The organism is Streptomyces sp. NPDC059398 (assembly GCF_042751845.1).
GTDB lineage: Bacteria > Actinomycetota > Actinomycetes > Streptomycetales > Streptomycetaceae > Streptomyces.
Window position 1 is genome coordinate 85,113 of the sequence record NZ_JBHYWP010000004.1, and the last position, 25,832, is coordinate 110,944.

Genomic DNA, 25,832 nt, shown 5'->3' on the forward strand with positions numbered 1-25,832 from the left:
GGAGCCCCCGGAAGCGGTCACTCCCCCGGGGGCCGAGCCCGCGTGGCCCCACCGCCCGAACCGCCGCGCTCCCCCGGCTCCTCAGGAGCCGTGAGCTCCGCAGGCAGATCGGCCGAACTGAACGACAGCGTGTCGTGCTCGTCCTCCGGCTGGTACGGCCGGTCCAGAGGTGCCCCGGCCGACCCGGTCTCGTACGGCCGGTCCAGAGGTGCCCCGGCCGACCCGGTCTCGTACGGCCGGTCCACCGGCGCCCCCGGCCCGGTCCCGTACGGCCCGTCCACCGGCGCCCCCGCCCCACGATCCTCGTACGGCGGAGGCGCCGCATACGCCCCCGTACCCCCGGTCCCCGCCCCCGGCGCCCCCGGAGGCGCGGGCGCGGGCGCGGGCGCCCGCCGTCCGCGCATCAGCCCCGCACCCAGCAGCATCAGCACCCCGCCGATCAGCGCGTCACCGACACCGAGGCCGAGCCCCCGCCCACCGGAGCTGATGGCCAGGCTGTGTTCCGCGATGCCTACGCGGACCATCCACAGCACGGTGAAGGCGATGGTGATCAGGCCCGCCAGCGTCACCAGCAGGCGCGAGCGCAGCAGAATGCCGATCACGGTGATGAGCGCCGCGAAGGCGAACGGGATCAGGATCGAGCCGCCCGCGTCGGGCTTGTGCGCCGTGATGCCGTTGAAGAGGTCCTGGATGCGGTACTCGCTGCCGTGGCGACCGTCGTACCAGTTACGGAAGGGGCTGTATACGGCGGCCGCCGCTCCGACGAGAGCGACGAGGGAGCCCAGGGCGTTGCGCATCATCTTCGGTCTCCTCCGCCGGATCTCGTTTTCGACGCTACGCCGGGCTTCCGGCACCTGCCACCACAGCGGTGTGCCTGCTGCTACCGTGTCCGCCGAACGGGGGAGATGACATGATCATGCGACGTTTGCGGTTCGGTGCCGTCCTGGTGGGGGTGGTCCTCGCGCTGACGGGCTTCTCGCGCCACAGCAGCCACAGCCACAGCCACAGTTCCGGCGGCGGCTGCTCCAGCAGCAAGAGCCACAGCACTTCCACCACGCACCACCACTACAGCGACAACGACAGTACGTACGACAGCACATACGGCTCGTCGAGCGGTTCCACCACAGGTCACACGAGCGGCACCCGCCGTGCGCCCGACCCCAAGGCCACCGGCACCGTGGTGACCTGTGCGAAGAAGGGTGCGGCCGCCGCCACCGTACGGGTGTCGGCCCGTAAGGCGAGCGGCAGCAACAGCTACCGGGTCAGCATGAGCTTCCTCGGCAGGGGCGGTTCGGTCGTGGACACGGGCAGCGCGACCGTCCAGGTGTACGGCGACTCCAGCGCCACGGTGAAGGTGCCGATGTCGGTCCCGTCGGACGCCGGCTCGGTCACCAGGTGCCGTATCGACTCGGTGCAGTACGCCTACTGACCCGGCACGCGGCATCCGGCACCCGGCACTCGCCACCCCGGTCACCGCACCCGGAAATCCCCTTTCCTGCCCCCGAAGAGCGCCGACTGCCGGTCCGGTGGCAGGTTGCCCAGGGCCACGAGGTGGGGGGCCTGCGCCAGCGCCTGTGCGCGGGCCGCCTCCTTCGCCGCCCACACCGCCCGTACCGTCCCCTGCACCGCATCCGTCGGATACGAGGCCATCGTCTCGGCGCAGCCGACCGCGGCGGCCAGCTCGTCGCCGGGCGGTGTCACCTCGCTGACAAAGCCCGTCTCGTACGCCCGTCGCGCCGAGATCCGCTCGGCCGTCCCCATCAGCGCCATCCGGGCGACCTCGCCGAAGGGCATCCGCTGGGCGAGGTAGATGGTCTCGTACGCGCTGACCATGCCGTACGTCGTGTGCGGGTCGAAGAACGTGGCGTCGTCGGCCGCGATCACGAACTCGGCCTCGCCCAGCAGATAGAACGCCCCGCCGCACGCCATGCCGCGCACCGCCGCGACCACCGGCTTCCACAGGTCGTTGGCCTTCGGGCCGATCGCGATGAGCGGATCGTCGACGGAGTACGGGGACGGGGGCTGCGGCACATCGGCCGCGCGGTCGATCCCGGTGCAGAAGGCCCGGGTCCCGGCCCCGGTGACGACGGCTGCCCGTACCGAGGTGTCGAAGCGGAACTCCTTCCAGACGGCGGCCAGTTCACCGGCGGTCGCCAGGTCGACGGCGTTGAGCCGGCCGGGCCGGTCGAGGGTGACGACCGCGACCCCGGTCTCCTGGTTCCTCTCGACGCGCAGACTCATGGCCGCTCCAGGAGCCAGCGCGGCAGGGTCGCCCCGTCCGTCTCGGCGAAGGTGACCTGCACCCGGGCGCCGATCCGCAGCCGCTCGGGGTCCACCGAGTTCAGCGGGGCGTCGGGCCCGGCGACCACATTGCCGACGAGCCGGATGTGCGGGGCGTCCGCCAGCTCCACCACGACCGCGTTGTACGGGGCCTCGGCCGCGTAGTCGGGCAGCAGCGGCGGATGCGGGACGACGTACGACCAGATGCGGCCGCGCCCGGACATCCGCTGCCACTCGCTGTCGAAGGACTGGCACCGCGGGCAGCAGGGGCGGGGCGGGAAGCGCAGCGTCGAGCAGCCGGCGCAGGACTGGACGCGCAGTTCGTGCCGGGCGGCGTACTCCCAGAAGGGGGCGCCGTCGTCGTCGGTGACGGGCTGGAGCACCGGGCTCAACTCCTCAGCAGGATCGCGGATGTGGGGACGCACTCGCCCGCCGTGACCAGGCAGGTGCCGGCGCCGGGCACCTGGGCGGTGGAGGTGCCACGCAGCTGTTTGACGCCCTCGGTGATCAGGTTGAAGCCGTGCACATAGCCCTCGCTGAGACCGCCGCCGCCGGTGTTGAGCGGCAGCCTGCCGCCGATCTCCAGCGCGCCGCCCTCGGTGAACCCGGCGCCCTCGCCGCGCCCGCAGAAGCCGTACCCCTCAAGCGAGAGCGGGACGAGCGGGGTGAAGGCGTCGTAGATCTGCGCCACGTCGACGTCGTCGGGGCCGAAGTCCGCGTGCTTCCAGAGGTGACGGGCGGCCGTCCAGGCGGGGCCGGTCAGCGGTTCGTCGGTCCAGTAGTTGACCATGCCGTGGTGCTGGGCGGGCAGGCCCTGGGCGGCGGCGTGTACGTAGACGGGCCTGCGGCGGCAGTCGCGGGCGCGTTCGGCGGAGACGATCACGCAGGCGAGGGCGCCGTCCGTCTCCAGGCAGTTGTCGAAGAGGCAGAGCGGTTCGCTGATCCACCGGGAGGTCATATACATGTCGCGGGTCAGCGGGCGGTCGTACATGATCGCGGCCGGATTCTGGTTGGCGCGGTTGCGGCAGGCCAGCGCGACGTTGAAGAGGTGGTCGCGGGTGGCCCCGTACTCGTGCATGTACCGGCGGGCGAGCATGCCGATCTCGTCGGCGGGCCGCAGCAGGCCGAAGGGGCGGGTCCACTGGGCAGGGGTCGGCAGCTGCACCGCCGTGTTGCTCCAGGGGCGCGGGCCGCTGCCGCGTTTGCGTGAGCGCCAGGCGACTCCGACGTTGGCCTGCCCGGTCGCGACGGCCGCTGCGAGGTGGGCGACGGTCGCGCAGGAGCCGCCACCGCCGTAGCCGACCTTCGAGAAGAAGGTGACATCACCGGCTCCGACCGCCTTGGCGACCTCGACCTCGTCGGTGTCCTCCATCGTGTACGAGGAGAAGGCGTCCACCTCGGACGGTGCGATCCCGGCGTCATCCAGCGCGGCGAGCACGGCCCGGCAGGCCAACGCCTTCTCGGATTCCTGGAGTTGCCTGGCGAACGCGGTCTGGCCTATCCCGACTATCGCCGTTGCGTCTTTGAGCGTCGCCACTGCCATCGCCACCTCCGGGGACGTCATGACTGCTGACAGCGGGGAAGGCTACAGCTAATCTGACGGATAGTCAGCTACGGCGTTCCGGCTACTGGGTGTGGGAGGCAGACGATGCGCGGGGATGTGGAGTGGGGCAGTATTCCGGCGCTGGTGCGGTCCGCCGCCGAACGGTACGGCGAACGGGAGGCGGTCGTCGACGGCCGTACCCGGATCTCCTACACGGAGTTGGGCGAGCGGGTCGAGCGGGCGGCGGCCGCGTGTATCGCGTCCGGGGTGGAGGCCGGTGACCGGGTCGCGGTCTGGGCGCCCAACACCGTCGACTGGATCGTCTCCGCACTCGGCGCGGTGACCGCGGGGGCGGTCCTGGTCCCGCTGAACACCCGCTTCAAGGGCACGGAGGCCGCGTACGTACTGGAGCGCAGCCGGGCCAGACTCCTCTTCGTCACCGGCACCTTCCTCGGCACCTCCTATGTGGCGTCGCTGCGGCGCGCGGCGGGCGGGGAGGGCGGGGGCGCTGCGGGGAGCGCGGACGGTGCGGGGGACGGGGCCGGTACGGGGAGTGCGGACGGTACGGGGAGTGCGGACGGTGAGAGGAGCAGAACCGGCGCCGGGAGCAGGGCCGGAGCCGGGAGCGGGACCGGAGCCGGGAGCGGGGCTGCCGGGCCGCTGCCCGCGCTTCCGCAGCTGGAGCAGGTGGTGGTCCTCTCCGACGACGCCCCGGAGTCCTTCCGCACCTGGAAGGACTTCCTGGCGGGCGGCGAGCAGGTCTCCGGCGCCGAGGTACGGGCCCGCGCGGACGCGGTGGACTCCGCGTCGCCCTCGGACATCATCTTCACCTCCGGCACCACGGGCCGCCCCAAGGGCGCGGTCATCAGCCATGCGCAGACCCTGCGCTGCTACGACATCTGGTGCGAGCTGGCCGGGCTGCGCGAGGGCGACCGCTATCTCATCGTCAACCCGTTCTTCCACACCTTCGGCTACAAGGCCGGCATCATCGCCTGTCTGATGCGCGGCGCGACGATGGTGCCGCAGCCGGTCTTCAATGTGGACACGGTGCTCGCCAACGTCACCGCCGAACGCATCTCGGTCCTGCCAGGACCGCCCACCCTCCACCAGTCCCTGCTCGACCACCCCGCCCGCGACCAGCACGATCTCAGCCCGCTGCGGCTGGTCGTGACGGGCGCGGCGGTCGTCCCGCTCCAGCTGGTCGAGCGGCTGCGCACGGAGCTGCACATCGCGACGGTGATCACGGCGTACGGCCTCTCCGAGGCGAGCGGCATCGTCACGATGTGCCGCGGGGGCGACAGCGTGGAGGTCATCGCCTCGACATCGGGCCGCGCGATCCCGGACACCGAGGTACGGGTCTCGGCCCCACCGGGCGAACCGGGCGAGGTGCTGGTGCGTGGCTTCCACGTCATGCGCGAGTACTTCGAGGCCCCGGAGGCGACGGCGGAGGCGTTCACCCCGGACGGCTGGCTGCGCACCGGCGATGTGGGCGTCCTGGACGAGGCAGGAAATCTGCGGATCACCGACCGGATCAAGGACATGTTCATCGTCGGTGGCTTCAACGCCTACCCGGCGGAGATAGAGCAACTGCTCGGCCTCCACCCGGACATCGCGGACGTGGCGGTCGTCGGCATCCCGGACGGCCGCCTCGGCGAGGTCGGCAAGGCGTACGCGGTCCGGCGCCCCGGGGCGACCCTGACGGCGGACGACCTGATCGCGTGGTCCCGCCGCGAGATGGCCAACTACAAGGTCCCGCGCGAGGTCGAATTCGTGACCGGCCTGCCGCGCAACGCCAGCGGGAAGGTGGTGAAGGGGGAGCTGCGGGGGAGGGGGTAGTGGGGGTAATCGGTCCGCGAACTCGGCATTGGCTGGCATGGTGGACGGTATGGCAGCCAAGAAGTACAGCGTGACGCTCCCGGAGGAGCTGGCCGAGGAGATCCTTCGCGAGGTCGGCCCCGGTGGCTTCGGCGCGTACCTCACCGCAGCTGTGGAGCGCAGGTGGGAAAGCGAGAGGGAGCGCTACCGGGAGCGCGACCGGGAGCGCGAAAGGCTGGGTGAGCTGGTGGCGTGGATGGAGAAGCAGGGCGGGCCGGTCACTGAGGCCGAGATGGCCGCGGCCCAGGCCGAGCGACGTGAGGTGGAGCGCCACTTCGCCGCGCAGTCAGGCGAAGCCGCTGGTCAGCGAGGTGCTTCGTGAGGGGCGGGACCACCCTGAAAAAGCTCTGCGCGCCTCGCGTACTGACGAGGTCCGTCTGACGTCCTGGGGTGGGGGACGCGGTGTGGCGTGCCGCATCCCCCACGGTCGGCGCGGGACGTCAGCTCGCGCGGGACTCCAGCGGGGCCGAGGTGATGTGGCCGTTGTCCGGGACCACCTTGGCGGCCTGGACCTGGGCGGTCGACGGGGCGGTGCCCGTCACGTGACCGTTGGCCAGGGCCGGTGTCGCGGAGGCCGCGGCGGTGGCTATCACCAGGGCGGCGGTGGCGAACAGCTTCTTCTTCAGTGTCATGGCAGCTCTTTCGTTACGGGAGTGTCGGACGATGGGTGCGCACATACGGCAGCGGCCGTGGTGGCTCCCCCTCCGGGCCACCACGGCCACTGTTCCCCCGGTTCCCCCGTGCCCCGTCGTGCAGGTCTCAGATCACGCGGTCTTGTCGGTGATGTGTGCGTTGTCGGGCTTCACCGTGGTCGGCTTGTCGGTGATGTGCGCGTTCGCGGGCTTCGCGACGGTGGGCTTGTCCGTGATGTGCGCGTTGTCCGGGTCGACGGCGGCGTCGCTCTGCGGCTCTGCGGTCATGGTGGTCAACTCCCCTGTTAGTGAATCCGTGGTGCTGAAGCCCGTCCGGCTGCTCCCCCGAGCGCGGCCGGACGGACGTTCCGCAGGCCGCTCACCTTAGTTCGCCGGTGCGGGGCCCTCCTGACGGCCGCCTGCCCCCCGACACGACGGCTCGTCGTGGAATGAGAATGTCGGGTCGCGATAAACAAACGATGAACGCCCGCTAGGGGGCCGGGCGGCCCCTTCCCGCCCCGGAACGCGCCTGCTCCTGACGGGAACATCCGCTCCGGAAACCGGAACGCATTTGCCGGTCCCCGGTGCGGAACGTACCCGCTCACCGGCCGCGACGCGTCCTTCTCCGCCGCCCTCGAAGCGCGTCCGTCCCCGCCCCGGATCGTGTCCGCCCGAGCCCCTCGAAGCGCTTCCGTCTCCGCCCCGGAGCGCATCCGCCACTGCCCCGAAGCCCGAAGCCCGAAGCCCGAAGCCCGAAGCGCGAAGCCCGAAGCCCGAAGCCCGAAGCGCGGTCCGCCTCCGCCCCGCTCTCAGGCCGCCGCCACCGGTGTCAGCAGTTCGCGTACCCCGTCCGCCTCCTGCGAGCCCAGCTCCTCGTAGATGGCCAGCGCCTCCAGCCAGCAGACCCGGGCGCGGCCCGACTGCCCTATGCCGGACAGGGCCCGGCCCAGCACGGTCAGGACGTTGCCGCGCCGCCAGTCGCCGCCGATGCCGCGCAGGACGGTCAGCGCCATCTCCGCCCCGGCCGCCGCCTGGGCGCAGCGGCCCGCCGCGATGTCGACCTCGGCGAGCCGGAAGAGCGCCATGCCCTCCCAGAGCCGCTGCCGGCTGTCGCGGAACACCTCAAGGGCCTCCGTCAGCCGCTCGGCGGCTGCGGTGAGCTGTCCGTCCTCGGTCAGCGCCAGCCCCAGCGCGTAGCGGCCGTTGGCCCCCTTGAGGGCGTGGCCCATGCGGTCGTACATCTCCGTGCCCTGCCGGGAGAGCGCCACCGCCTCGGGGACGTCACCGGTGACGAGGTGGAGCCGCGACAGGTTGCACAGCGCGCTCGCCTCGCCCGCCATGTCCTCGCAGTCGCGGAACCCCTCGACGGCGCGGGTCAGTTGCTCCGTCGCGCTGTCGAACCGGCCCTGGTAGAAGTCCATGATGCCGAGCAGATTGGCCGCCCAGCACCCGGACAGCCGGTCCCCGGTCCTTACGGCCAGCCGGTCGGCCTCGCCCGCGTCCTGCCCGGCCAGTTCGAACCGGCCCGACACATGGTGCACATAGGTCAGCGTGAGGGCGGCCCGCCCCTCGGCCCGCTCGTCCCGCGCGGCGCGCGCCGCGTCCCGCAGCAGACCGGCCGCGTAGCTGTACTCCTTCGAGTTCGCCCCCGACTCCGCCAGATCCAGTGCCGCCCACAGCAGGTCCACCGCCCGCCGCAGGGTGCCGGTCCCGGTGGCCGACTGGCGTACGCACGCCAGCAGCGACATCGCCTCCGCGTACAGCCAGTCCTGGGCGTCGTGCCGGTCGGTGAAGACCAGCCCCTCGTACGTGGTCGGCTCCAGGTGGTCCACCAGCCGGTCGCCCGGGCGCTCGATCGCGTACACCCGGGCCGCCGTCGCCAGATAGAAGTCGAGCAGCCGCGAGAGGGCCAGCTCCCTTTCCACCGGGGGCTGTTCGTCGCGCTCGGCGCAGGAACGCGCGTAGAGGCGGACCAGATCGTGGTAGCGGTACCGGCCGGGCGCCGCCGACTCCAGGAGCGAGGTGTCGACCAGCGATTCGAGCAGGTCCTCCGCCTCCCGGGCCGGCATGTTCAGTACGGCGGCTGCCGCGGCCAGCGAGAGGTCCGGGCCCTCCGCGAGACCGAGCAGCCGGAACGCCCTTGCCTGCTGGGGTTCCAGCTGCCCGTACCCCAGCTCGAAGGTGGCCTTCACCGCCAGGTCTCCCGCCTGGAGTTCGTCCAGGCGCCGCCGCTCGTCGGCGAGCTTCGCGGCGAGCACCGAGACCGTCCAGGTGCGGCGGGCCGCCAGGCGCGAGGCCGCGATACGGATCGCCAGCGGCAGGAAACCGCAGGCCGCCACCACGTCGAGCGACGCCTTGCGTTCACTGCCGACCCGCTCCTCGCCGACGATCTTCGTGAAGAGCTGGAGCGCCTCCTCGGGCGACATCACATCGAGGTCCACCAGATGCGCGCCCGCCAGATCGACCATCCGGGCGCGGCTGGTGACCAGGGCGGCCGAGCCCGCTGTGCCGGGCAGCAGCGGGCGGATCTGCGCGGCGTCCCGCGCGTTGTCGAGCAGTACCAGGACCCGGCGGCCGTCGAGCGTCGTCCGGTAGAGCGCCGCGCGTTCGTCGAGCGAGTCGGGGATGGCCGAGTCCGCCGCCCCGAGGGCGCGCAAAAACGCGCCGAGCACGGTCTCCGGCTCCGCGGCCCGTGCCCCCGCGCCCTGGAGGTCCACATACAGCTGCCCGTCCGGGAAGTGCGGCCGGGCCGCGTGCGCCACATGCACCGCGAGCGTCGTCTTGCCCACCCCGCCGATCCCGGCCAGCGCCGAGACGGCCATCACCGAACCCTCGGCGGTGGCCAGCCGGTCACCCAGCTCCCGTACGAAGGCGTCCCGGCCGGTGAAGTCCGGCACGGTCGCGGGCAGTTGCGCAGGCCGGGCGGCGCTGGGGGCGGGCGGCGCGGACTCCTCGGCCGGCCGGGCCAGCTCCGCGTCCGCCTGGAGGATCCGCTGCTGGAGCCTGGCCAGTTCGGGCCGGGGGTCCACCCCCAGCTCGTCGGCGAGCAGCTTGCGGGTGTCGGCGTACACGGCGAGCGCCTCCGCCTGCCGCCCGCTGCGGTACAGCGCCAGCATCAGCAGCTCGCGCAGCCGCTCCCGCAGCGGATGGTCGGCGGTCAGCGAGGTCAGCTCGGATACCGCCTCCGCGTGGCAGCCGACCTCCAGGTCCATGTCGAGCCGTGACTCGGTCAGCTGGAGCCGCCACTCGTCGAGGGCGGCCCGCTGGGTCTCGGCGTACGGCCCGGGGACGTTCGCCAGGGGTTCGCCGTCCCAGAGCGCGAGCGCCTCGTCGATCAGGGCGCGCGCCGTGGCGCGGTCGCCCGTACCGGCGGCCTTCTCGGCGTTCGCGGCCAGTTGCTGTGCCCGGTGCAGGTCGACCGATTCGGCCCCCGTGCGGATCGCGTAACCGCCCGACTCGCTGACCAGGACCCCGGGGTCCAGGACCTTGCGCAGCCTGGAGGCGTACGTCCGTACCGCGGCCAGCGCCTGCGACGGCGGGTCCTCGCCCCAGATCGCGTCGATCAGCTCGCCCGCGGTGGCCGTGCGTCCGTCGCGGGTCAGCAGCGCGGCCAGCAGTGCGCGCTGCTGCGGCGATCCGGGCGGCAGCGCCTCCCCGTCGCGCCAGGCGCGCACGGGTCCGAGCACGCTGAACGTGAGCCCACCGCCCCGGCTCTGCTGCGGAGTCCGCTGCCCCGGTACGCGCGGCCCGCTGTCACGGTCCATAGCTGCCCTGCCTCCTGCCGTGCCTGCTGCCGTGTTGCCGTGTCTGCTCTGCCGTGTCTGCCGCTTCGGGGCGGTGCCCGGTTCGCGGCCCTCCGCTCCCCTGGCCCCTGCCCAGGCCAGTTTGCCTTGCTCATGGCGAGTACGTCAGCTCTGGGGGTGCCTCTCCACAAGCTCTCCGCCAACCGGCGCGCCGGTCCGTTGCCGCATCTTTCCGCAGGGAGAGCCGTACCAGTAGCTGACGGTTCGTCAGATCAGCGCTACGGTGGAGAACATGGAGACATTCCCGAAGATCATCTCGGTGGACGACCACACGGTGGAACCTCCCCATGTCTGGCAGGACCGGCTCCCGTCCAAATACCGGGACACCGGCCCGCGTATCGTCCGCGCCCCTCTCAAGTCCATGTCCTTCCTGGGCGGCAAGTTCGCCCCGGTCATGGGCGCCAAGGGCGACGAAGGGCCGATCGGCGACTGGTGGATCTACGAGGACCTGCACCGGCCGCTGACCCGCCTGGACACGGCGGTCGGCTACGACAGGGACGACATCAAACTCGAAGTCATCACCTACGAACAGATGCGGCCCGGCTCCTTCTCGGTGCCCGACCGCCTCGCCGACATGGACGTCAACCACGTCCAGTCCGCGCTCTGTTTCCCGACCTTCCCGCGGTTCTGCGGCCAGACCTTCACCGAGGCGGCCGACCGCGAACTCGCGCTGCTGTCCGTGCGCGCGTACAACGACTGGATGGTGGAGGAGTGGTGCGGCCCCGAGGCGCACGGCCGCCTCATCCCGCTGCCGATCATCCCGCTCTGGGACGCACGGCTCGCCGCCGACGAGGTCCGGCGCAACGCGGCGCGCGGAGTGCGCGCGGTCGCGTTCTCGGAGATACCCCCGCACCTGGGCCTGCCGTCCATCCACACCGACGAGTGGGACCCGTTCCTCGCCGCGTGCGACGAGACCGGCACGGTCATCGGGATGCACATCGGCTCGTCGTCGAAGATGCCGTCCACATCGGCCGACGCCCCGCCCGCCGTCGGCTCCACCATCACCTTCGCCAACTGCTGCTACTCGATGGTCGACTGGCTGATGAGCGGCAAGTTCGAGCGCTTCCCGAACCTGAAGATCATGTACGCGGAGGGCCAGATCGGCTGGATCCCGTACATCCTGGAGCGCGCGGACGTGGTCTGGGAGGAGAACCGCGGCTGGGGCGGGGTGGCGGACAAGGTCCTGCGGCCGCCGTCCGAACTGTTCACCGACCACGTCTACGGCTGCTTCTTCGACGACGCCTTCGGGCTGAAGAACCTCGACTCGATCGGTGTGGGCAACGTCCTGTACGAGACGGACTACCCGCACTCCGACTCCACCTGGCCCAAGTCCCGCGAGGTCGGCGAGACGCAGATGGGGCACCTCGCTCCCGACGTCATCGACCGCATCGTGCGCGGCAACGCGATCGAGCTGCTGGGCCTCACGGAGGACGGTCTCTGGGCGGGGTGACCTGTCCTGTCCGGCATGAGCACCGGAGCGTGCGAGGTCCTGTTATCTCGGTCCACTTTCCGTAGGGCACACAGGAGGAGTCCCACCCATGCCACGGGTCTTTCCCGAAGGGCAGCTCGTCTACGGGATGCAGCTGCCCGTCCAGTCCCAGAGCACCATCTACGCGGAGGAGTGGGAGGCCGCCGCCACCCCGCACGACCTGGCGGAGATCGCCCGCACCGCCGACCGCACCGGCTTCGCCTACATCGCGGGCTGCGACCACGTGGCCATCCCCCGGCGGCTCGCCGACGCCATGGGCACCATCTGGTACGACCCGGTCGCCACCCTCGGCTTCCTGGCCGGGATCACCCGGCGGGTACGGCTGATGAGCCATGTCGCCGTACTCGGGCTTCGCCACCCGCTGCTCAACGCCAAGCAGTACGCGACCCTGGACCACCTCAGCGACGGCCGGCTGATCCTGGGTGTCGGGGCGGGGCACGTACCGGAGGAGTTCGAGGCGGTGGGGGCGGACTTCCCGGGGCGCGGTTCCGTACTGAACGAGTCCATCGACGCGCTCCGGGCCGCGCTCGGCCCCGATGAGTACCCCGAACACCACGGCGAGCTGTACGAGTTCGAGGACCTCGCCCAGCTGCCACGCCCGGTGCAGCGCCGGGTGCCGGTGTGGGTCGGCGGATCGTCGCCCGCTGCCGTGCGCCGGGCCGCCGAACGGGGGGACGGCTGGCTGCCGCAGGGCGACCCGCGCGAGCGGCTGCCCGAGCAGATCGCCCGGCTCAGGGCGCTCAGGGAGGCGGCCGGGGTGACGGAACCGATCGAGATCGGTGCCATCACCGAGCCGCTGTACGTCGGTGAGCCCGGCCGTCCGGTCGGCCGCCGGACCCTGACCGGCAAGCCGGAGGCCATCGCCGAGTCGCTGCGGGAGTACGCGGCGATGGGCGTCGACCAGATCCAGGTGCGGTTCCGCAGCCGCAGCCGGACCGAACTGACCGACCAGATGGCGGCCTTCGCCGCCGACGTCGCCCCGCACCTCAACCCGTAGCCCCCGACAGCCGGGACCCCCGACAACCAGCAGCCCCCGACAACCAGCAGCCCCCGATCGGCAGTCCGCACCTCGACCAGAGCAGGGAGAGCGGTATGGGCACAATCGACGGACGGGTCGTCGTCATCACCGGCGCGGCACGCGGCCAGGGAGAACAGGAGGCGCGGCTCTTCGTCGCCGAGGGGGCGAAGGTCCTGCTCGGGGACGTCCTGGACGAGCAGGGCGCGGCGCTCGCCGAGGAGCTGGGGGAGTCCGCCGCCTATGTACGGCTGGACGTGACCCGCGAGGAGGACTGGAGCGCGGCCGTCCAGGTCGCCAGGGAGACCTTCGGGAAGATCGACGGCCTGGTCAACAACGCCGGCATCCTGCGCTTCAACGAACTGGTGACGACCCCGCTGGAGGAGTTCCAGCAGGTCGTGCAGGTCAACCAGGTGGGCGCCTTCCTCGGTATCCGGACGGTCGCCCCGGAGATCGAGGCGGCGGGCGGCGGGACCATCGTCAACACCGCCTCGTACACCGCGCTCACCGGGATGGCGTTCGTCGGCTCGTACGCCGCGACCAAGGCCGCCATCGTCGGGCTGACCCGGGTGGCCGCGATGGAGCTGGCCGCGAAGGGTATCCGGGTCAACGCGATGTGCCCCGGCGCCATCGACACCCCCATGAGCAACCCCGCCCAGCTGGACCCGGACGCGGATCCGGCGGAGTCGTCGGCGGCCCTGGACGAGCTCTACCGGAAGCTGGTGCCGCTCGGGCGGGTCGGCAGGCCCGACGAGGTCGCCAGACTGGCGCTCTTCCTCTCGGGCGACGACTCCTCGTACATCACCGGGCAGCCCTTCGTCATCGACGGCGGATGGCTGGCCGGGGTCAGCGTCTTCTGACGCACACTCCGCGGGCGAAAGGCACGTCTGACTACCAGTCAGCTATTGACGCTCCCCGTGCGCGGTGCCACAGTCGACTCCACCGCGATCTGACGGTGTGTCAGAAAAGCGGTCAGAGACCTAGGGACGGTGAACCCCTTTGGAATTCGGGCTCTTTGTACAGGGATACGTACCGAAGCAGCGCGCCCAGGCCGATCCCGAGGCCGAGCACAAGGCGCTCATGGAGGAGACCGAGTACGTCATCCAGGCGGACAAGTCCCACTTCAAGTACGCCTGGGCCTCCGAGCACCACTTCCTGGAGGAGTACTCGCATCTCTCCGCCAACGACGTGTTCCTCGGCTACCTCGCCCACGCCACGGACCGTATCCACCTCGGATCGGGCATCTTCAACCCGTTGGCGCCGGTCAACCACCCCGTGAAGGTCGCCGAGAAGGTGGCCATGATGGACCACCTCTCGGAGGGCCGCTTCGAGTTTGGCTCGGGGCGCGGGGCGGGCAGCCACGAGATCCTCGGGTTCATGCCGGGCATCACGGACATGAACCACACCAAGGAGATCTGGGAGGAGACGATCGCCGAGTTTCCCCGGATGTGGCTCCAGGACGAGTACGTCGGCTTCCAGGGCAAGCACTGGTCGCTGCCGCCGCGCAAGGTCCTGCCCAAGCCGTACGGGAAGGCGCACCCGGCCATGTGGTACGCCGCCGGGTCCCCCGCCTCGTACGCCATGGCCGGCAAGAAGGGCCTCGGGGTGCTGGGGTTCAGCGTCCAGAAGGTCGGGGACATGGAGTGGGTCGTCGAGTCGTACAAGAACGCGGTGAAGGAGGCCGAGCCGATCGGCGCCTTCGTCAACGACAACGTCATGGTGACCTCGACCGCGATCTGTGCCGAGACCCATGACAAGGCGGTCGAGATCGCCGTCAGCGGCGGTCTGAACTACCTCCAGTCGCTGCTGTTCCGCTATCACGACACGTTCCCCAGGCCGGACGGCATCCCGGAGTGGCCCGAGCTGCTGCCCGAGTACAGCAAGGAGATCATCGAGCTGCTCATCGCGGAGGAGCTGATGATCTGCGGTGACCCCGGCGAGGTGCTCCAGCAGTGCAAGCGGTGGGAGCAGGCGGGGGCGGACCAGTTGTCGTTCGGGCTGCCGATCGGGATCTCGCCCGAGGACACGCTCAACACCATCAAGCTCATCGGTGAGCACGTCATCCCGCAGATCGACACGGATCCGGTCCACCGGACGACCCGCTTCCGGCAGGCGGGGGAGTAGGGGCCGTCACCTCGGGGCGGACGGTGGCACCATCCCGGACGACCGCCGTCCGGTTCCGGCCGGTGCGTACGGGGAGCGGCCTTCCCGTACCCACCGGCCGGAACCATGCCCCCAGTACTGCGAGCCCGGCGGGCCCACCACCGGCCGGAAGAACCAAGAGTTCGAGCCCGGCGGGCCCCACCCCGACCAGAAGAACCAAGAGAAGGGACCAGACCACATGCTCGACCACCTCATCCGCGGAGCGACCGTCGTGGACGGCACCGGTGCCCCCTCCTACGTCGCAGACCTGGGGATCCGCGACGGCCGCATAGCCGTGATCGCGAAACCCGGCACCGTCACCGAGCAGGCCACCACCACCGAGGACGCGACCGGACTCGTCCTGGCCCCCGGCTTCGTGGACCCGCACACCCACTACGACGCACAGCTCTTCTGGGACCCGTACGCGACCCCGTCCATGAACCACGGAGTGACCACCGTCGCGGGCGGCAACTGCGGCTTCACCCTCGCCCCGCTCAACCCGGACCACCCCGGCGACGCCGACTACACCCGCCGCATGATGTCCAAGGTCGAAGGCATGTCGCTGGTGGCGCTCGAAGAGGGCGCCCCCTGGAACTGGTCGACCTTCGCGGAGTACCTGGACGCCCTGGACGGCCGTACCGCCGTCAACGCCGGTTTCATGGTGGGCCACTGCGCCCTGCGCCGCCACGTCATGGGCGCAGACGCGATCGGCGGGCAGCCCACCGGGGAACAGCTCGCCGAGATGCTGCGGCTTTTCCACGAGGCGATGGACGCCGGCGCCTGGGGGTTCTCCACCACCCAGTCGTCCACCCACTCCGACGGCGACGGCGAACCCGTCGCCTCCCGGCACGCGGGCCCCGCCGAACTGCTCGCCCTCTCCAAGGCCGTCGGCGAGCACGAGGGCACCCAGATCGAGGCCATCGTCGCGGGCTGCCTCGACCAGTTCAGCGACGAGGAGGTCGACCTCTTCGTCGGGATGAGCGCCGCGGCGGGCCGCCCGCTCAACTGGAACGTCCTGACCATCGACGCCGCCGTGCCCGAACGCGTACCGCGCCAGCTCAGCGCCAGCGACCGCGCCCGCAAGGAGGGCGGCCGGATCGTCGCCCTGACGATGCCCATCCTGACCCCGATGAACATGTCGCTCGGCACGTTCTGCGCGCTGAACCTCATCCCCGGCTGGGGCGACATCCTCGGCCTTCCGGTGCCCGAGCGGATCGCGAAGCTGCGCGACCCCGACGTACGGACGGAGATGCTGCGGCGCGCCAACAGCAAGGAGGCGGGCGTCTTCCGACGGCTCGTCAACTTCGGTCGGTACGTCATCGGCGACACCTACTCCGAGGCCAACGAGGGGCTCAGCGGCCGGGTGGTGAAGGACATCGCGGCCGAGCGCGGGCAGGAGCCGTTCCACTGCCTGGTGGAGATCTGCGCCCACGACGAACTGCGCACCGTGCTCTGGCCGATGCCCACCGACAACGACCCGGAATCCTGGGAGCTGCGGCGCAGGACCTGGGAGCACGAGGACGTGATGCTGGGCGGCTCCGACGCGGGCGCCCATCTGGACCGGATGTGCGGGGCCCCGTACACGACGCGGTTCATCGGCGACTGCCTGCGCGGCCGCAAACTGGTCGGCCTGGAAGCGGCCGTGAAGATGCTGACCGACGACCCCGCCCAGCTCTTCGGGCTGCGCGAACGCGGCCGGATCGAGAAGGGCTTCCACGCCGACCTGGTGCTCTTCGACCCGGAGCGGATCGCGGCGGGCCCGGCGACGCTCGTGCACGACCTGCCGGGCGACAGCCCCCGCCTCGACTCACGGGCGATCGGCATCGTGTCGGTACGGGTCAATGGCGTGGAGACCATCCGGGACGACGAGATCACCGGCGCCGTACCGGGCACGGTGCTGCGGTCGGGCCGCGACACCAGGACGGTGGCGACCCGTTGACCGCGGACCGGCAGCAGGGGCGGGGAGTGGACGGAAACCAGGGCCTGTTCATCGACGGCGAGTGGGTCGCGCCGGACGGCGGGCACTACGACGTGATCAACCCGGCCACCGAGGAGAGCGTGGGCCCCGCGCCCGAGGCGAGCCGCGCCCAGGTGTACGAGGCGGCAGCCGCCGCCCGCGCGGCCTTCGACGGCTGGTCACGGACGCCGCCGGAGGAGCGCGCCGCGATCCTCGGCCGCGCCGCCGACCTCATGCAGCGCGACTTCCTGCCGTACGCGGCGCTCGCCCAGGCGGAGAGCGGCGCCACCACCGGCACCGCCCGCGGTATGCAGGTCGGGGTGGGGGTGGCGCGCTTCCGGCGCTATGCGAAGGGCGCGCTCGAACCGGTCGAGCAGGGTCTGCCCCCGCAGATCAACGAGGCGGGCCTGATGGGCAGGGCCGGTGTCTTCGGCGCGCTCGCGGCCCGCCGCCCGGTGGGCGTGGTCACCTGCATCACCTCGTACAACAACCCCTGGGCGAACCCCGCGGGCAAGGTCGCGCCCGCGCTCGCCATGGGGAACACCGTGCTCGTGAAGCCCGCCCCGCAGGACCCCCTCTCGGTCTTCCGGATGGCGGAGGCACTGGCGGAGGCGGGAGTTCCGCGCGGGGTCGTGAACGTGGTGAGCGGTACGCGTACGGAGGTGGGCGAGGCGGCCGTCGACTCGCCGGACGTCGACATGGTCAGCTTCACCGGCTCCACGGCCGTCGGCCGGCGCATCGCGGAGGTCTGCGGCCGCGGCATGAAACGGCAGCTGATGGAGCTGGGCGGCAAGGGCGCGGCGCTGGTCTTCGACGACGCCGACCTGGAGTCGGCGGTGGCCGGGATCGGCACCACCTTCTCCTTCTACAGCGGCCAGATCTGTACGGCGCCCACCCGGGTCCTGGCCCAGCGCGGCATCCACGACCAGCTGGTCGCCCAACTGACGTCGTACATGGCTCACTTGAAGATCGGCGATCCCACCGAGCGGTCCACGGTGGTCGGCCCGGTGATCTCGGCGGCCCACCGGGACCGGATCGAGTCGTACGTCGAACTCGGCCGGAAGGAGGGCGCGACGGTCGTCGCGGGCGGCGAACGCCCCGCGTGCGAGAAGGGTTTCTACGCCGCGCCGACCTTGCTGGCCGACTGCACCAACGACATGCGGGTCGTCCGCGAGGAGATCTTCGGCCCGGTCGTCGTGGTCGTCCCCTTCGACGACGAGGAGGAGGGCATCGCCCTGGCCAACGACAGCGATTACGGCCTGCTCGACTACGTCTGGTCGGGCGATGTGGCGAGAGCCTTCCGGGTGGCGGCCCGGCTGCGCGCCGGCGGGGTCGGGGTGAACACCATCGGCCGGAACATGGAGGCACCGTTCGGCGGCTTCAAACAGAGCGGCGTGGGCCGTGACGTGGGCTCGTACGCCCTGCACGCGTACAGCGAGACACAGTCGATCGTCTGGCCGGGGTGAGTACGAGTACGCCGTCCGGCCGGGGTGGGAAGGCGTGGCGTACCGCCGTCCGGCCGGGGTGGGAACACGTACCGCCCATGACGCGGTTCACGTGCGGGTGCACCACGTCTCCTGGAGCGCGGAGGTGATGTCGTCCCGGGTCCGGGCGGAGAGCCTTTGACTGGTGGCCAGGCTCAGCGGGATCGCCGGAAGAGGCGGGAGGTCTTCGACGCGCCGCAGGCCCGGCTCCTGGTCCCGGTCCCGGCCCCGGTCCTGGTCCCGGCCCCGTGTCCGGGGGAGGGCGGTGACACCGCCGGTGGTCCTGACGGCGGCGACCAGGCTGATGAGATCGATGCATTCGCGGACCAGCGGCCGCCTGCCCGCTGCCGCCCCGGAGGCGAGAATGCGCTCCCGGATGGCGCAGGGGGCGGTGAAGGCGATGAGCTTGTCCGTCTCGGGCGCCCGGTCGGCGGGACCGAGCCAGGTCAGGGGGAGGTCGGCGATGTGCCGGCTGCCGTGGCCGAGATCGCCGATCCCGAGCGCGACGTCCGCTGAATGGTCGTGCACCGATTCGCGCACCCGTGCGCTGCGGCGGAACTGGAACCGGACGGCCCGGTCCGGGTAGTCGCGGGAGAGCACCTGGACGACAGCACGGAGCAGCGGTTCGGTGGCGTACTCGGTGGAGACGACCACGAGATCCCCGGTGCCGGGTCCCAGCAGACGGCTGAGCGCGTCGTCGTGCTCGCCGAGCAGCCGGTATGCCTCGCGCAGCAGGTCCTCGCCGCGGGAGGTGAAGGCGATACCGCGACCCTGGCGCCCCACGACGGGGAACCCCAGCTCTGCTTCCAGGCGGCGCAGATGTCCACTGACGGCCGGCTGCGAAAGGTGCAGGGCTCCGGCGGCCCTGCGTACTCCGCCGAAGGAGGCCACTGTGACCAGGCTGCGCAGGCAGGTGATGTCGAGGGTCGTCATGTTCCCATGGTGGCCGTGACCGGCCGCGGGCAGAGTTCTGATCGCGATTCGTGATCGGTCACGCAGGTGCAGGTGGGGTGGTGCTGGGCTCGGTGTCATGAACCAGCGCCTTCTTCCCGCCGTGACCGTCCTTCTCTACGCCGTGAGTTACCCACTCGGGGCGCTCACCCTCGACGCCATCACCCCGTTTCTGCTGATCCTGCTCCGCTTCGTGCTCAGCGCCGGGCTGATGTGGGCCGTCGTGGCCGTCCGGCGTATCCCCCTCCCACGCGGGCGGATGCTCGCCCGGACCGTCGCCGGCGGGGTGCTGGTGCACGGGGTGCAGTTCCTGGGGCTGTACTGGGGCATGGCGCACGGCGTCAGCGCCGGTATCGCGTCCCTGGTGATCGCCATGAACCCGGTCGCCACCGCCGTACTCGCCCGGCTTCTGCTGCACCAGCGGGAGAACCGGTGGGGACTGCTCGCGCTCGGCTGCGGTGCGGTGGGCGTGGTCGCGGCCTGCCTGCCCCGGCTGCTGTCCGACCCGGCCGTGGGCCCTGGACTGATCACCGTCCTCGTCGCCCTGGGCGGTCTCTCCGCGGGCTCCCTCCTCCAGGGAAGGCGACTGCGCGGGGTGGACCCCTTCGTGTTCACCGCCATCGGCGTCACCGGCTCGATCCCGCCGGCCGGCGCCCTCGCCCTCACCACCGCGCAGCACGTCTCCGACCCGGTGCGGGCCGTCGTCCTGCTGGTCATCCTGGTCCTCACCAGTGCGCTTGCCATGGTCTGCTACGCGGCCTGCGTCCGGCGCACGGGAGCCAGAGAAGCCTCGGTGCTGTTCGCCCTGATCCCCGCCGCCGCGGTGGTCGCGGCCTGGCTCCTCCAGGGCACGCCCCTCGACATGACCACAGCGATCGCCCTCGGCTGCGGCGCGCTCGCCTGCACCGCCCAGACCAGGGCAGGACGCACCGTGCCTGCGGCGCCGAGTTCTCCAGCCACGCACACGCGGGACTGGCCGCTCCGCCAACAGGGCAGCCCTGAGGCGCGTTGACAGCGAGTATCCACCAGTGAACCCTTTGGTGATCTGGATCACGTTTGGACGACTTTCGCACAAGAATCCCATGCCTGGGAGTCCCAGTTTTGTGTTCAATCGCCCCATTCAGGGTGCTTCCATTTTTATCACTCGATGTTTATTGTCTTGACTGGATTGCCCGTATGCCTTCATGAGTGACCGGTAAAGGTGTGGTTGGTAGTTCAACAATTGGATCACGGCGGCGGTTTTGCGCAGTAAAATTGCACGGCGGATATTTACGACTTGTGGGGCGCTTGCCGTGGCGTCGACGTCGGTCGTCGGGGTCTCTGCGGTATCGGCCGGAACGGCGTACGGTGCGGATGCCTGCACCGTGAAGTCGACACAGCATGTAGTGAAGAATTTCTACCGTGGCCCAAGGGTTGTCCCTTTGCGGTGTGGAACTTCCACGTGGGGGTACCGTCATCTGCAGCCGAAGCATGGTTACAACAGTGCGATGATCGCTAATACCGTTTCGCGTGGCGGTGAAAAGTTCGGCTTCTACTACCTCAACCTGACTCAGTGCCCGCCGATGAAATACAAGGTGGTTTTCAACCCTGGCGGAATCGGAGGATCCGGCCCCGGCCCTCAGAGCGTCATAACGGCCTATTACGAGGCTGGACATCAAAGCGTGGCGGCCTCCTGCTAGCCTCTCGGTATGATGACAGAGGTCCCTGCGGGTCTACGCTCACTTCTCGAAACGCCATTCGGGGTACCAGGGTTCTCCGATTTCCAAATTCGCGTGACCGGGTTTGACGTATCTGAGGGTGAGCTTCGGTTGACGATGGCCATCTCTGTGCGCCATGTACACCCGGCGGAGGAATGGGAATTGCAGGTTGGTTTCCCTGGGGAAGACGCGGAATCGGCGTCACCGTCCTCACCTCATTCGAGCTACGAATGGTTCACGCTTATGGTGAGGGAGAATGTTATCGAGTGGTGGAGCACGAGAGAGGAAGAGCCGAATATTCTTTTCGCTCGGCGGATCGGGTGACTGCGGCGTCTGAAAAATACGTGATGAGGATCTGCATGACGCTCCTGCGCTTCGGGACCCCGGTCGCCCAAGGGAATCAAGCTGTGAGTCTGGCGAAGAGCTTTTCGAGGCTGCGGCACGCGATTTCGATCGACCTGTGTGAGTGCGAAATCGACCTGTCTATGACACTCCGTGGCCTGGCTCTCCTCCGTCCCGGCTGGAAGGCAGCCCCCTCACCGTCCCAGAAACACCGGATTGGTCAGCGCCGTCAGTGCTCCTGGCAGCCCCGCAGTCGTCGGGGTGTGCCGGATCTCGGCGCGTACGTAGGCGGCGTACGCGGGTGTGGTGTGCCATTCCGCTGTGCCTGTGCCGGACTTGGGCAGGGGGGTGGAGTACAGCGTGCCCTGGTCCGTGACGAAGTTCGCTGTGCAGCCGGGGGCGCCCGTGACGTCGAGGCGTACCGTCACCGGGGTTTCGGGGGCCACCCGGAGGCGGTCGCCGATGCCCGCGTGGGCGGCGCGGCCGCCTGTGGCGCCGAAGGTGAGGGAGACCGCTGAGGACTCGGTGATGTATGAATGGCCCGCGCGGATGCCCGTCAGGATCGCGTCCCTGCTGAGTTCGTCGGCCAGGACGACCGTCTGCGGGGTGCCGATCCGGTCGGGGTCCTTGTGGGCGTCGCTGTTGCCCATCGCCGGGGTCCAGTTCCGGCCGTTGCTGACCAGGGTGTTGTCCCAGTCCGCCACCGACACCTCGTCGTCCAGGGTGTAGGGCCCGTTCCACACCTCCACCGCGTCCGCCTCGCCGAAGCCGCCTACGAGGAGGGCGATACCGTCCCGACCCGCAGATACTTCGCGAACTTGATACCGGTGAGGGGTGCGTAGGAGCCCGTGGTGTCGCCCGGCGGCTTCGATCCGTACTCGGACATGAAGCTGAACTCGTCGGCGTTCTTGACGTCGAAAGCGCCGTACTCCTGCAGTGCCTTGGCGACCATCCGCTCGTACGGCTTGAGCGTGGTGTCGGCGTCGATGTCGTACGCGGGGTCGAGCCAGATGAACTGCCCCTCGCGCCAACGGCCCTTCTCCCGGCCGTCGCTGCCCACCGCAGGGAGGACGTACTGACCGTTGTTGTCCGGGGCGCCGAAGCTCAGGGCGTGAGCGATACGGCCGGCCTTCCAGTCCGCGCGGGTGATCATTCCCGCGAGCCGGGACAGACCGCTGCCGGTGGCCTGGCCCGTGCGGACGACGGATTTGTGGCGGCTGTCGGACACGGCCCCCCACTCGCAACTCGGCCTGCCACCCTGCACCTTGATCCGCCAGCACTCCACGGCCCGCCCGTCCGGTGCGATCACCACCGTCCATTCGCGCTTCGGCGCCTTCCACGACGCGTCCCAGGGGAAGCCGATGCCCTTGAACGGGTCGGGCCCCCAGCTGCCGACGTGCTCGCGCGGGGTGATCTCGTAGGCCGGGGTGCTGGAGGTGGCCCGGTACACCGGAAGACCGGCGGTACCGGTGGACAACCGCGCCCGGCCCGGAGCGAGCAGTTCGCCAGCCAACGCCGCTGAATCCGCATCAAGTTGATGAGGCGGATGCAGCTGATTGAAGACGTCGCCATCGGCGAAGAAGCGGGAGGCGGCGGCAGCTCCCGAGGGCGGCGGCCTGTGCCCCGGCCGATTCGCGAGCACGACCCCGGCGACCACCAGCACCAGCGCGCCGGCACCGGCAGCGGCAACGGCCCCCCACCGCCGCCCCGGCCCCGGTGGCGGCGGTGGCATCGGTGGGGTGACGCCCTCGGACCTCGCTGCCCGCCACCGCCGTTCCCACTCCGCGCGGTCCCCGTCGCAGGCTTCGGCGTAGGCCAGGGCGACGTCCAGGGGCGGAAGTCGCCCGCCCTGCGCAGCCGCGGACAAGGCGCTGGACGACTGTCCCGTACGCGCCGCCATCTGACGGTAGGTCGGGCTACCGGCCGAGTGGCGCAGGGCCCGTAACTCCGAGGCGAACCGCGCTGCCGGATCGTCCGCCGGATCGCCCGACGGGTGTGATGAGGATGAGGTCGCGGTCACCTGCTCGCCCTCCAAGCCATGGCCTGTGATCGCCCCCGGGTGACGTGCGGACGACTCCTCCGAGTGTAGGCGCGCGGTACGCCACTCGGAGTGGCCCCGTTTCGGCCCCGTTGCGGCAGCCTCGTTGGCCCTCCGGCTCGGTGGACCGTGATCGTTCCGCCGGACACGCCCCGAGAGACCGCCGGATCCGCGAAATCGACCCCGCGCGGAGGCCCACCGCAGAAGGATGGACGCATGGACCAGGGATGGGCAGCACTCGCCGGGGCCGGAGTGGGCGTACTCGGCACGCTGTGCACCGCGTGGCTGACGTCCACGGCGGCCCGGCGGCTGGCGCGCGACCAGGGAACGGCCGATCACGGCCGGGAGCTGAGGAGCGAACGCCGCGAGGTGTACCTCGCCTTCATGGAGGCCGCGGAGCCGGTCGACGCCGTACTGCACCGCATCGCCCACCAGGACGGCGTACCGGCCACCGTCCGGGACACCCCGCCACCGGCCCGCGCGCTGCGCGAGGCCGTCGAGGAACTCGGTACCGCCGTACACACCCTCTACAAGGCCCAGGCCCGGCTGGACCTCATGGGACCGGAGGCCGTGGCCGTGGCGGCCGTGAACGTGTGGTCGGACGTGCGGTCCCTGCGGACGTACCTGGAGCGCGTGCTCCAGGGGGAGTTACCGGACGACGGATACCGCACCGGCCTCGAACGCGCGGTGGACGCGGTGGAGGTGAGCCGCGAGAACTTCGCCCGTCGCGCCCGCACGGTGATGGAGGCCGCGCCGTGAGGCTGTGCGGGGCAGGGGCGGGGGGAAAGGCAACCTCCGTGGCGGAAGCCCCACCGTGCCTGACTCTTCCTTCCCGGGTAGATGGCAGCCCCCTCACCGTCCCAGAAACACCGGATTGGTCAGCGCTGCCAGTGCTCCTGGCAGCCCCGCAGCCGTCGGGGTGTGCCGGATCTCGGCGCGTACGTAGGCGGCGTACGCGGGTGTGGTGTGCCATTCCGCTGTGCCTGTGCCGGACTTGGGCAGGGGCGTGGAGTACAGCGTGCCCTGGTCCGTGACGAAGTTCGCTGTGCAGCCGGGGGCGCCCGTGACGTCGAGGCGTACCGTCACCGGGGTTTCGGGGGCCACCCGGAGGCGGTCGCCGATGCCCGCGTGGGCGGCGCGGCCGCCTGTGGCGCCGAAGGTGAGGGAGACCGCTGAGGACTCGGTGATGTACGAGTGGCCCGCGCGGATGCCCGTCAGGATCGCGTCCCTGCTGAGTTCGTCGGCCAGGACGACCGTCTGTGGGGTGCCGATCCGGTCGGGGTCCTTGTGGGCGTCGCTGTTGCCCATCGCCGGGGTCCAGTTCCGGCCGTTGCTGACCAGGGTGTTGTCCCAGTCCGCCACCGACACCTCGTCGTCCAGGGTGTAGGGCCCGTTCCACACCTCCACCGCGTCCGCCTCGCCGAAGCCGAACTTCCAGTTGCAGCCGATGCAGGTCGCGTGCGGGTGGGCGGGGACGACCAGGCCGCCCGCGTGGCGGATCTCGCGGGCGTAGCGGCCGAAGCGGTTGTCCCGGGCGCGGTAGCGCCAGTCGACCCAGGTGCCGTGGTCGGTGGAGATGCCCAGCACATGGCCGTTGCGGGTGGTGATCTCCTCGCCGGTCAGGATCAGCAGGTCGTCGCCCCACAGTCCTTCCCACGCCCGGTGGCCCGAACTCGTGTTGTGCTCACTGGTGTTGATGAAGTCAAGACCCGCCGACCGGGCCAGCGCGGCGATCTCGGCCGGGGTGCGTTTGCCGTCCGAGTGCACGGAGTGGATATGGCAGTCGCCCCGGTACCAGCCGCGCCCGCGCCCCTTCGCACGCACCGGCGGGTACACCGGCTCCGGTGTCCCGGGCGTGGGACCGAAGCGCAGGGTGATGGTGACGGTGTAGGGGAGGCCGTCGGGGGCCGTGGTGTACGGGCCGAGGGCGATGTTCCACCGGCCCGCCCGTACCGGTCCCGGCAGGTAGCCGGGCGTCGCCTCGTCCCCGCGGATGAAGAACTCGCTGCGCGCACCGCCCGACCAGCCGCGGAACCCCGCCCCGCCGAGGCCGGTGCCGCGCTCGTCGAAGACGCCGATGTCGAGTGCGTTGCCCTGGGTGCCGGCGGGCACGGGCGGCTTCTCGTACGTGTACGAGACCGCCAGCTCCCGGACCCCTTCGGGCACGTCCACCGGCAGATAGACATAGTCCGGCGAGCCGGGCGGCAGCGTGCCGCGCACGGTCTTCGTCCGGTCCGGGGGTGTGCTTCCGGCCGGTGCGGTGCCGCCCGGTGCTCTGCCGTGGGGCGCACCCCCGGCGTTGCCGTCGTCCGCCGCTGCCGCGAAGCTCACGCTTCCCAACGTAAGCGCGGCGGCTGCTCCCGTCACCAGCAGGCCGCGCCTGCCCAGTTCACCGGGGGTCGGGTGGTCGTCAGGGTTCATACCAACGGCTCCAGGGGTCTGTGGGGGACACGAGGGGTGCGGTTGAACCCTGGTATTCAGCCGTGAACCGGGTGAGAAGGGAAGAGGGCAGGACGGAGACCGTGACGCGACGCTCGGATTTTCGGCCTTGACGCCATACTCTCTGCGGCCACAGAGCGGAACG

At 70.7% G+C, this 25,832-nt stretch carries 22 protein-coding genes and 1 pseudogene; 11 read left to right on the forward strand and 12 right to left on the reverse strand.

Annotated elements, in window-relative coordinates; translation table 11 throughout:
• Nucleotides 1–17 precede the first annotated feature (17 nt).
• Nucleotides 18–800: a hypothetical protein gene (locus ACFXBC_RS03035; RefSeq protein WP_385018010.1), complete on the reverse strand. Its 783-nt coding sequence runs from the start codon at nt 798–800 to the stop codon at nt 18–20.
• 110 nt (nt 801–910) lie between these two features.
• Between ACFXBC_RS03035 and ACFXBC_RS03040 the strand changes: the two genes are divergently transcribed.
• Nucleotides 911–1,429: a hypothetical protein gene (locus tag ACFXBC_RS03040; RefSeq protein ID WP_385018012.1), complete on the forward strand. Its 519-nt coding sequence runs from the start codon at nt 911–913 to the stop codon at nt 1,427–1,429.
• Nucleotides 1,430–1,470: 41 nt separating this feature from the next.
• On the opposite strand, the gene ACFXBC_RS03045 is transcribed toward ACFXBC_RS03040, so the two are convergent.
• Genes ACFXBC_RS03045 through ACFXBC_RS03055 form a run of 3 tightly spaced genes read right to left on the reverse strand, consistent with a single transcriptional unit; the run spans nt 1,471 to nt 3,844 of the window.
• On the reverse strand, nt 1,471–2,241 hold the full coding sequence (locus ACFXBC_RS03045) for an enoyl-CoA hydratase/isomerase family protein (protein ID WP_385018014.1): 771 nt from the start codon (nt 2,239–2,241) through the stop codon (nt 1,471–1,473).
• Nucleotides 2,238–2,663, reverse strand: coding sequence for a Zn-ribbon domain-containing OB-fold protein (locus ACFXBC_RS03050; protein WP_385018015.1), 426 nt, complete (start codon nt 2,661–2,663; stop codon nt 2,238–2,240). Before ACFXBC_RS03050 ends, ACFXBC_RS03045 begins: the two co-directional genes overlap by 4 nt.
• A 5-nt stretch (nt 2,664–2,668) precedes the next feature.
• Nucleotides 2,669–3,844, reverse strand: coding sequence for a lipid-transfer protein (locus ACFXBC_RS03055; protein WP_385018017.1), 1,176 nt, complete (start codon nt 3,842–3,844; stop codon nt 2,669–2,671).
• Nucleotides 3,845–3,928: 84 nt separating this feature from the next.
• Here ACFXBC_RS03055 and ACFXBC_RS03060 point away from each other — a divergent pair, with 84 nt between their 5' ends.
• Nucleotides 3,929–5,659 carry a fatty acid--CoA ligase family protein gene (locus tag ACFXBC_RS03060; RefSeq protein WP_385018019.1) on the forward strand — a complete coding sequence of 577 codons (1,731 nt, stop codon included), beginning with the start codon at nt 3,929–3,931 and terminating at the stop codon, nt 5,657–5,659.
• A gap of 49 nt (nt 5,660–5,708) precedes the next feature.
• A complete protein-coding gene (locus ACFXBC_RS03065) occupies nt 5,709–6,020 on the forward strand; it encodes a hypothetical protein (RefSeq protein ID WP_385018021.1) in 312 nt (103 codons plus the stop codon).
• A gap of 118 nt (nt 6,021–6,138) precedes the next feature.
• Here ACFXBC_RS03065 and ACFXBC_RS03070 read toward each other — a convergent pair whose 3' ends face one another.
• The 3 genes from ACFXBC_RS03070 to ACFXBC_RS03080 form a co-directional block, all read right to left on the reverse strand.
• The gene (locus ACFXBC_RS03070) at nt 6,139–6,330 is read right to left on the reverse strand and encodes a hypothetical protein (RefSeq protein ID WP_385018023.1); all 192 of its coding nucleotides are present in this window, start codon (nt 6,328–6,330) and stop codon (nt 6,139–6,141) included.
• A gap of 132 nt (nt 6,331–6,462) precedes the next feature.
• A complete protein-coding gene (locus ACFXBC_RS03075) occupies nt 6,463–6,618 on the reverse strand; it encodes a hypothetical protein (protein WP_385018025.1) in 156 nt (51 codons plus the stop codon).
• A gap of 521 nt (nt 6,619–7,139) precedes the next feature.
• Nucleotides 7,140–10,094: a BTAD domain-containing putative transcriptional regulator gene (locus ACFXBC_RS03080; RefSeq protein ID WP_385018027.1), complete on the reverse strand. Its 2,955-nt coding sequence runs from the start codon at nt 10,092–10,094 to the stop codon at nt 7,140–7,142.
• Between the two features lie 271 nt (nt 10,095–10,365).
• Here ACFXBC_RS03080 and ACFXBC_RS03085 point away from each other — a divergent pair, with 271 nt between their 5' ends.
• From ACFXBC_RS03085 to ACFXBC_RS03110, 6 genes are all read left to right on the forward strand, one after another.
• Nucleotides 10,366–11,583 (forward strand): amidohydrolase family protein, encoded by a 1,218-nt coding sequence (locus ACFXBC_RS03085; protein WP_385018029.1) that lies wholly within the window; start codon nt 10,366–10,368, stop codon nt 11,581–11,583.
• An 88-nt stretch (nt 11,584–11,671) separates the two neighbouring features.
• Nucleotides 11,672–12,619, forward strand: coding sequence for an LLM class F420-dependent oxidoreductase (locus tag ACFXBC_RS03090; protein WP_385018031.1), 948 nt, complete (start codon nt 11,672–11,674; stop codon nt 12,617–12,619).
• Nucleotides 12,620–12,714: 95 nt separating this feature from the next.
• Nucleotides 12,715–13,497 (forward strand): SDR family NAD(P)-dependent oxidoreductase, encoded by a 783-nt coding sequence (locus ACFXBC_RS03095; protein ID WP_385018033.1) that lies wholly within the window; start codon nt 12,715–12,717, stop codon nt 13,495–13,497.
• 139 nt (nt 13,498–13,636) lie between these two features.
• Nucleotides 13,637–14,761 carry an LLM class flavin-dependent oxidoreductase gene (locus ACFXBC_RS03100; RefSeq protein WP_385018035.1) on the forward strand — a complete coding sequence of 375 codons (1,125 nt, stop codon included), beginning with the start codon at nt 13,637–13,639 and terminating at the stop codon, nt 14,759–14,761.
• A gap of 217 nt (nt 14,762–14,978) precedes the next feature.
• On the forward strand, nt 14,979–16,718 hold the full coding sequence (locus ACFXBC_RS03105; protein ID WP_385018037.1) for an amidohydrolase family protein: 1,740 nt from the start codon (nt 14,979–14,981) through the stop codon (nt 16,716–16,718).
• Between the two features lie 26 nt (nt 16,719–16,744).
• Entirely contained in the window at nt 16,745–18,202 is a 1,458-nt protein-coding gene (locus ACFXBC_RS03110; protein WP_385018039.1) for an aldehyde dehydrogenase family protein, read from the forward strand.
• An 87-nt stretch (nt 18,203–18,289) separates the two neighbouring features.
• Here the strand turns inward: ACFXBC_RS03110 and ACFXBC_RS03115 are convergent, their stop codons facing one another.
• Nucleotides 18,290–19,153 carry a LysR family transcriptional regulator gene (locus ACFXBC_RS03115; RefSeq protein WP_385018041.1) on the reverse strand — a complete coding sequence of 288 codons (864 nt, stop codon included), beginning with the start codon at nt 19,151–19,153 and terminating at the stop codon, nt 18,290–18,292.
• A 97-nt stretch (nt 19,154–19,250) separates the two neighbouring features.
• Between ACFXBC_RS03115 and ACFXBC_RS03120 the strand changes: the two genes are divergently transcribed.
• Entirely contained in the window at nt 19,251–20,183 is a 933-nt protein-coding gene (locus ACFXBC_RS03120) for a DMT family transporter (protein ID WP_385018043.1), read from the forward strand.
• A gap of 1,221 nt (nt 20,184–21,404) precedes the next feature.
• Here the strand turns inward: ACFXBC_RS03120 and ACFXBC_RS03125 are convergent.
• From ACFXBC_RS03125 to ACFXBC_RS03135, 3 genes and pseudogenes are all read right to left on the reverse strand, one after another.
• Nucleotides 21,405–22,082, reverse strand: coding sequence for a CehA/McbA family metallohydrolase (locus ACFXBC_RS03125; RefSeq protein ID WP_385018129.1), 678 nt, complete (start codon nt 22,080–22,082; stop codon nt 21,405–21,407).
• Nucleotides 21,983–22,723, reverse strand: a complete 741-nt coding sequence (locus ACFXBC_RS03130; protein WP_385018138.1) for a hypothetical protein — start codon at nt 22,721–22,723, stop codon at nt 21,983–21,985. The genes ACFXBC_RS03125 and ACFXBC_RS03130 overlap by 100 nt, the downstream gene beginning before the upstream one ends.
• 273 nt (nt 22,724–22,996) lie before the next feature.
• Nucleotides 22,997–23,230: pseudogene (locus ACFXBC_RS03135) on the reverse strand (helix-turn-helix domain-containing protein); the annotation flags it as partial.
• A 234-nt stretch (nt 23,231–23,464) separates the two neighbouring features.
• Between ACFXBC_RS03135 and ACFXBC_RS03140 the strand changes: the two are divergent.
• Nucleotides 23,465–24,007, forward strand: a complete 543-nt coding sequence (locus tag ACFXBC_RS03140; RefSeq protein WP_385018045.1) for a hypothetical protein — start codon at nt 23,465–23,467, stop codon at nt 24,005–24,007.
• 93 nt (nt 24,008–24,100) lie between these two features.
• On the opposite strand, the gene ACFXBC_RS03145 is transcribed toward ACFXBC_RS03140, so the two are convergent.
• On the reverse strand, nt 24,101–25,669 hold the full coding sequence (locus ACFXBC_RS03145; RefSeq protein WP_385018047.1) for a CehA/McbA family metallohydrolase: 1,569 nt from the start codon (nt 25,667–25,669) through the stop codon (nt 24,101–24,103).
• Nucleotides 25,670–25,832 lie beyond the last annotated feature (163 nt).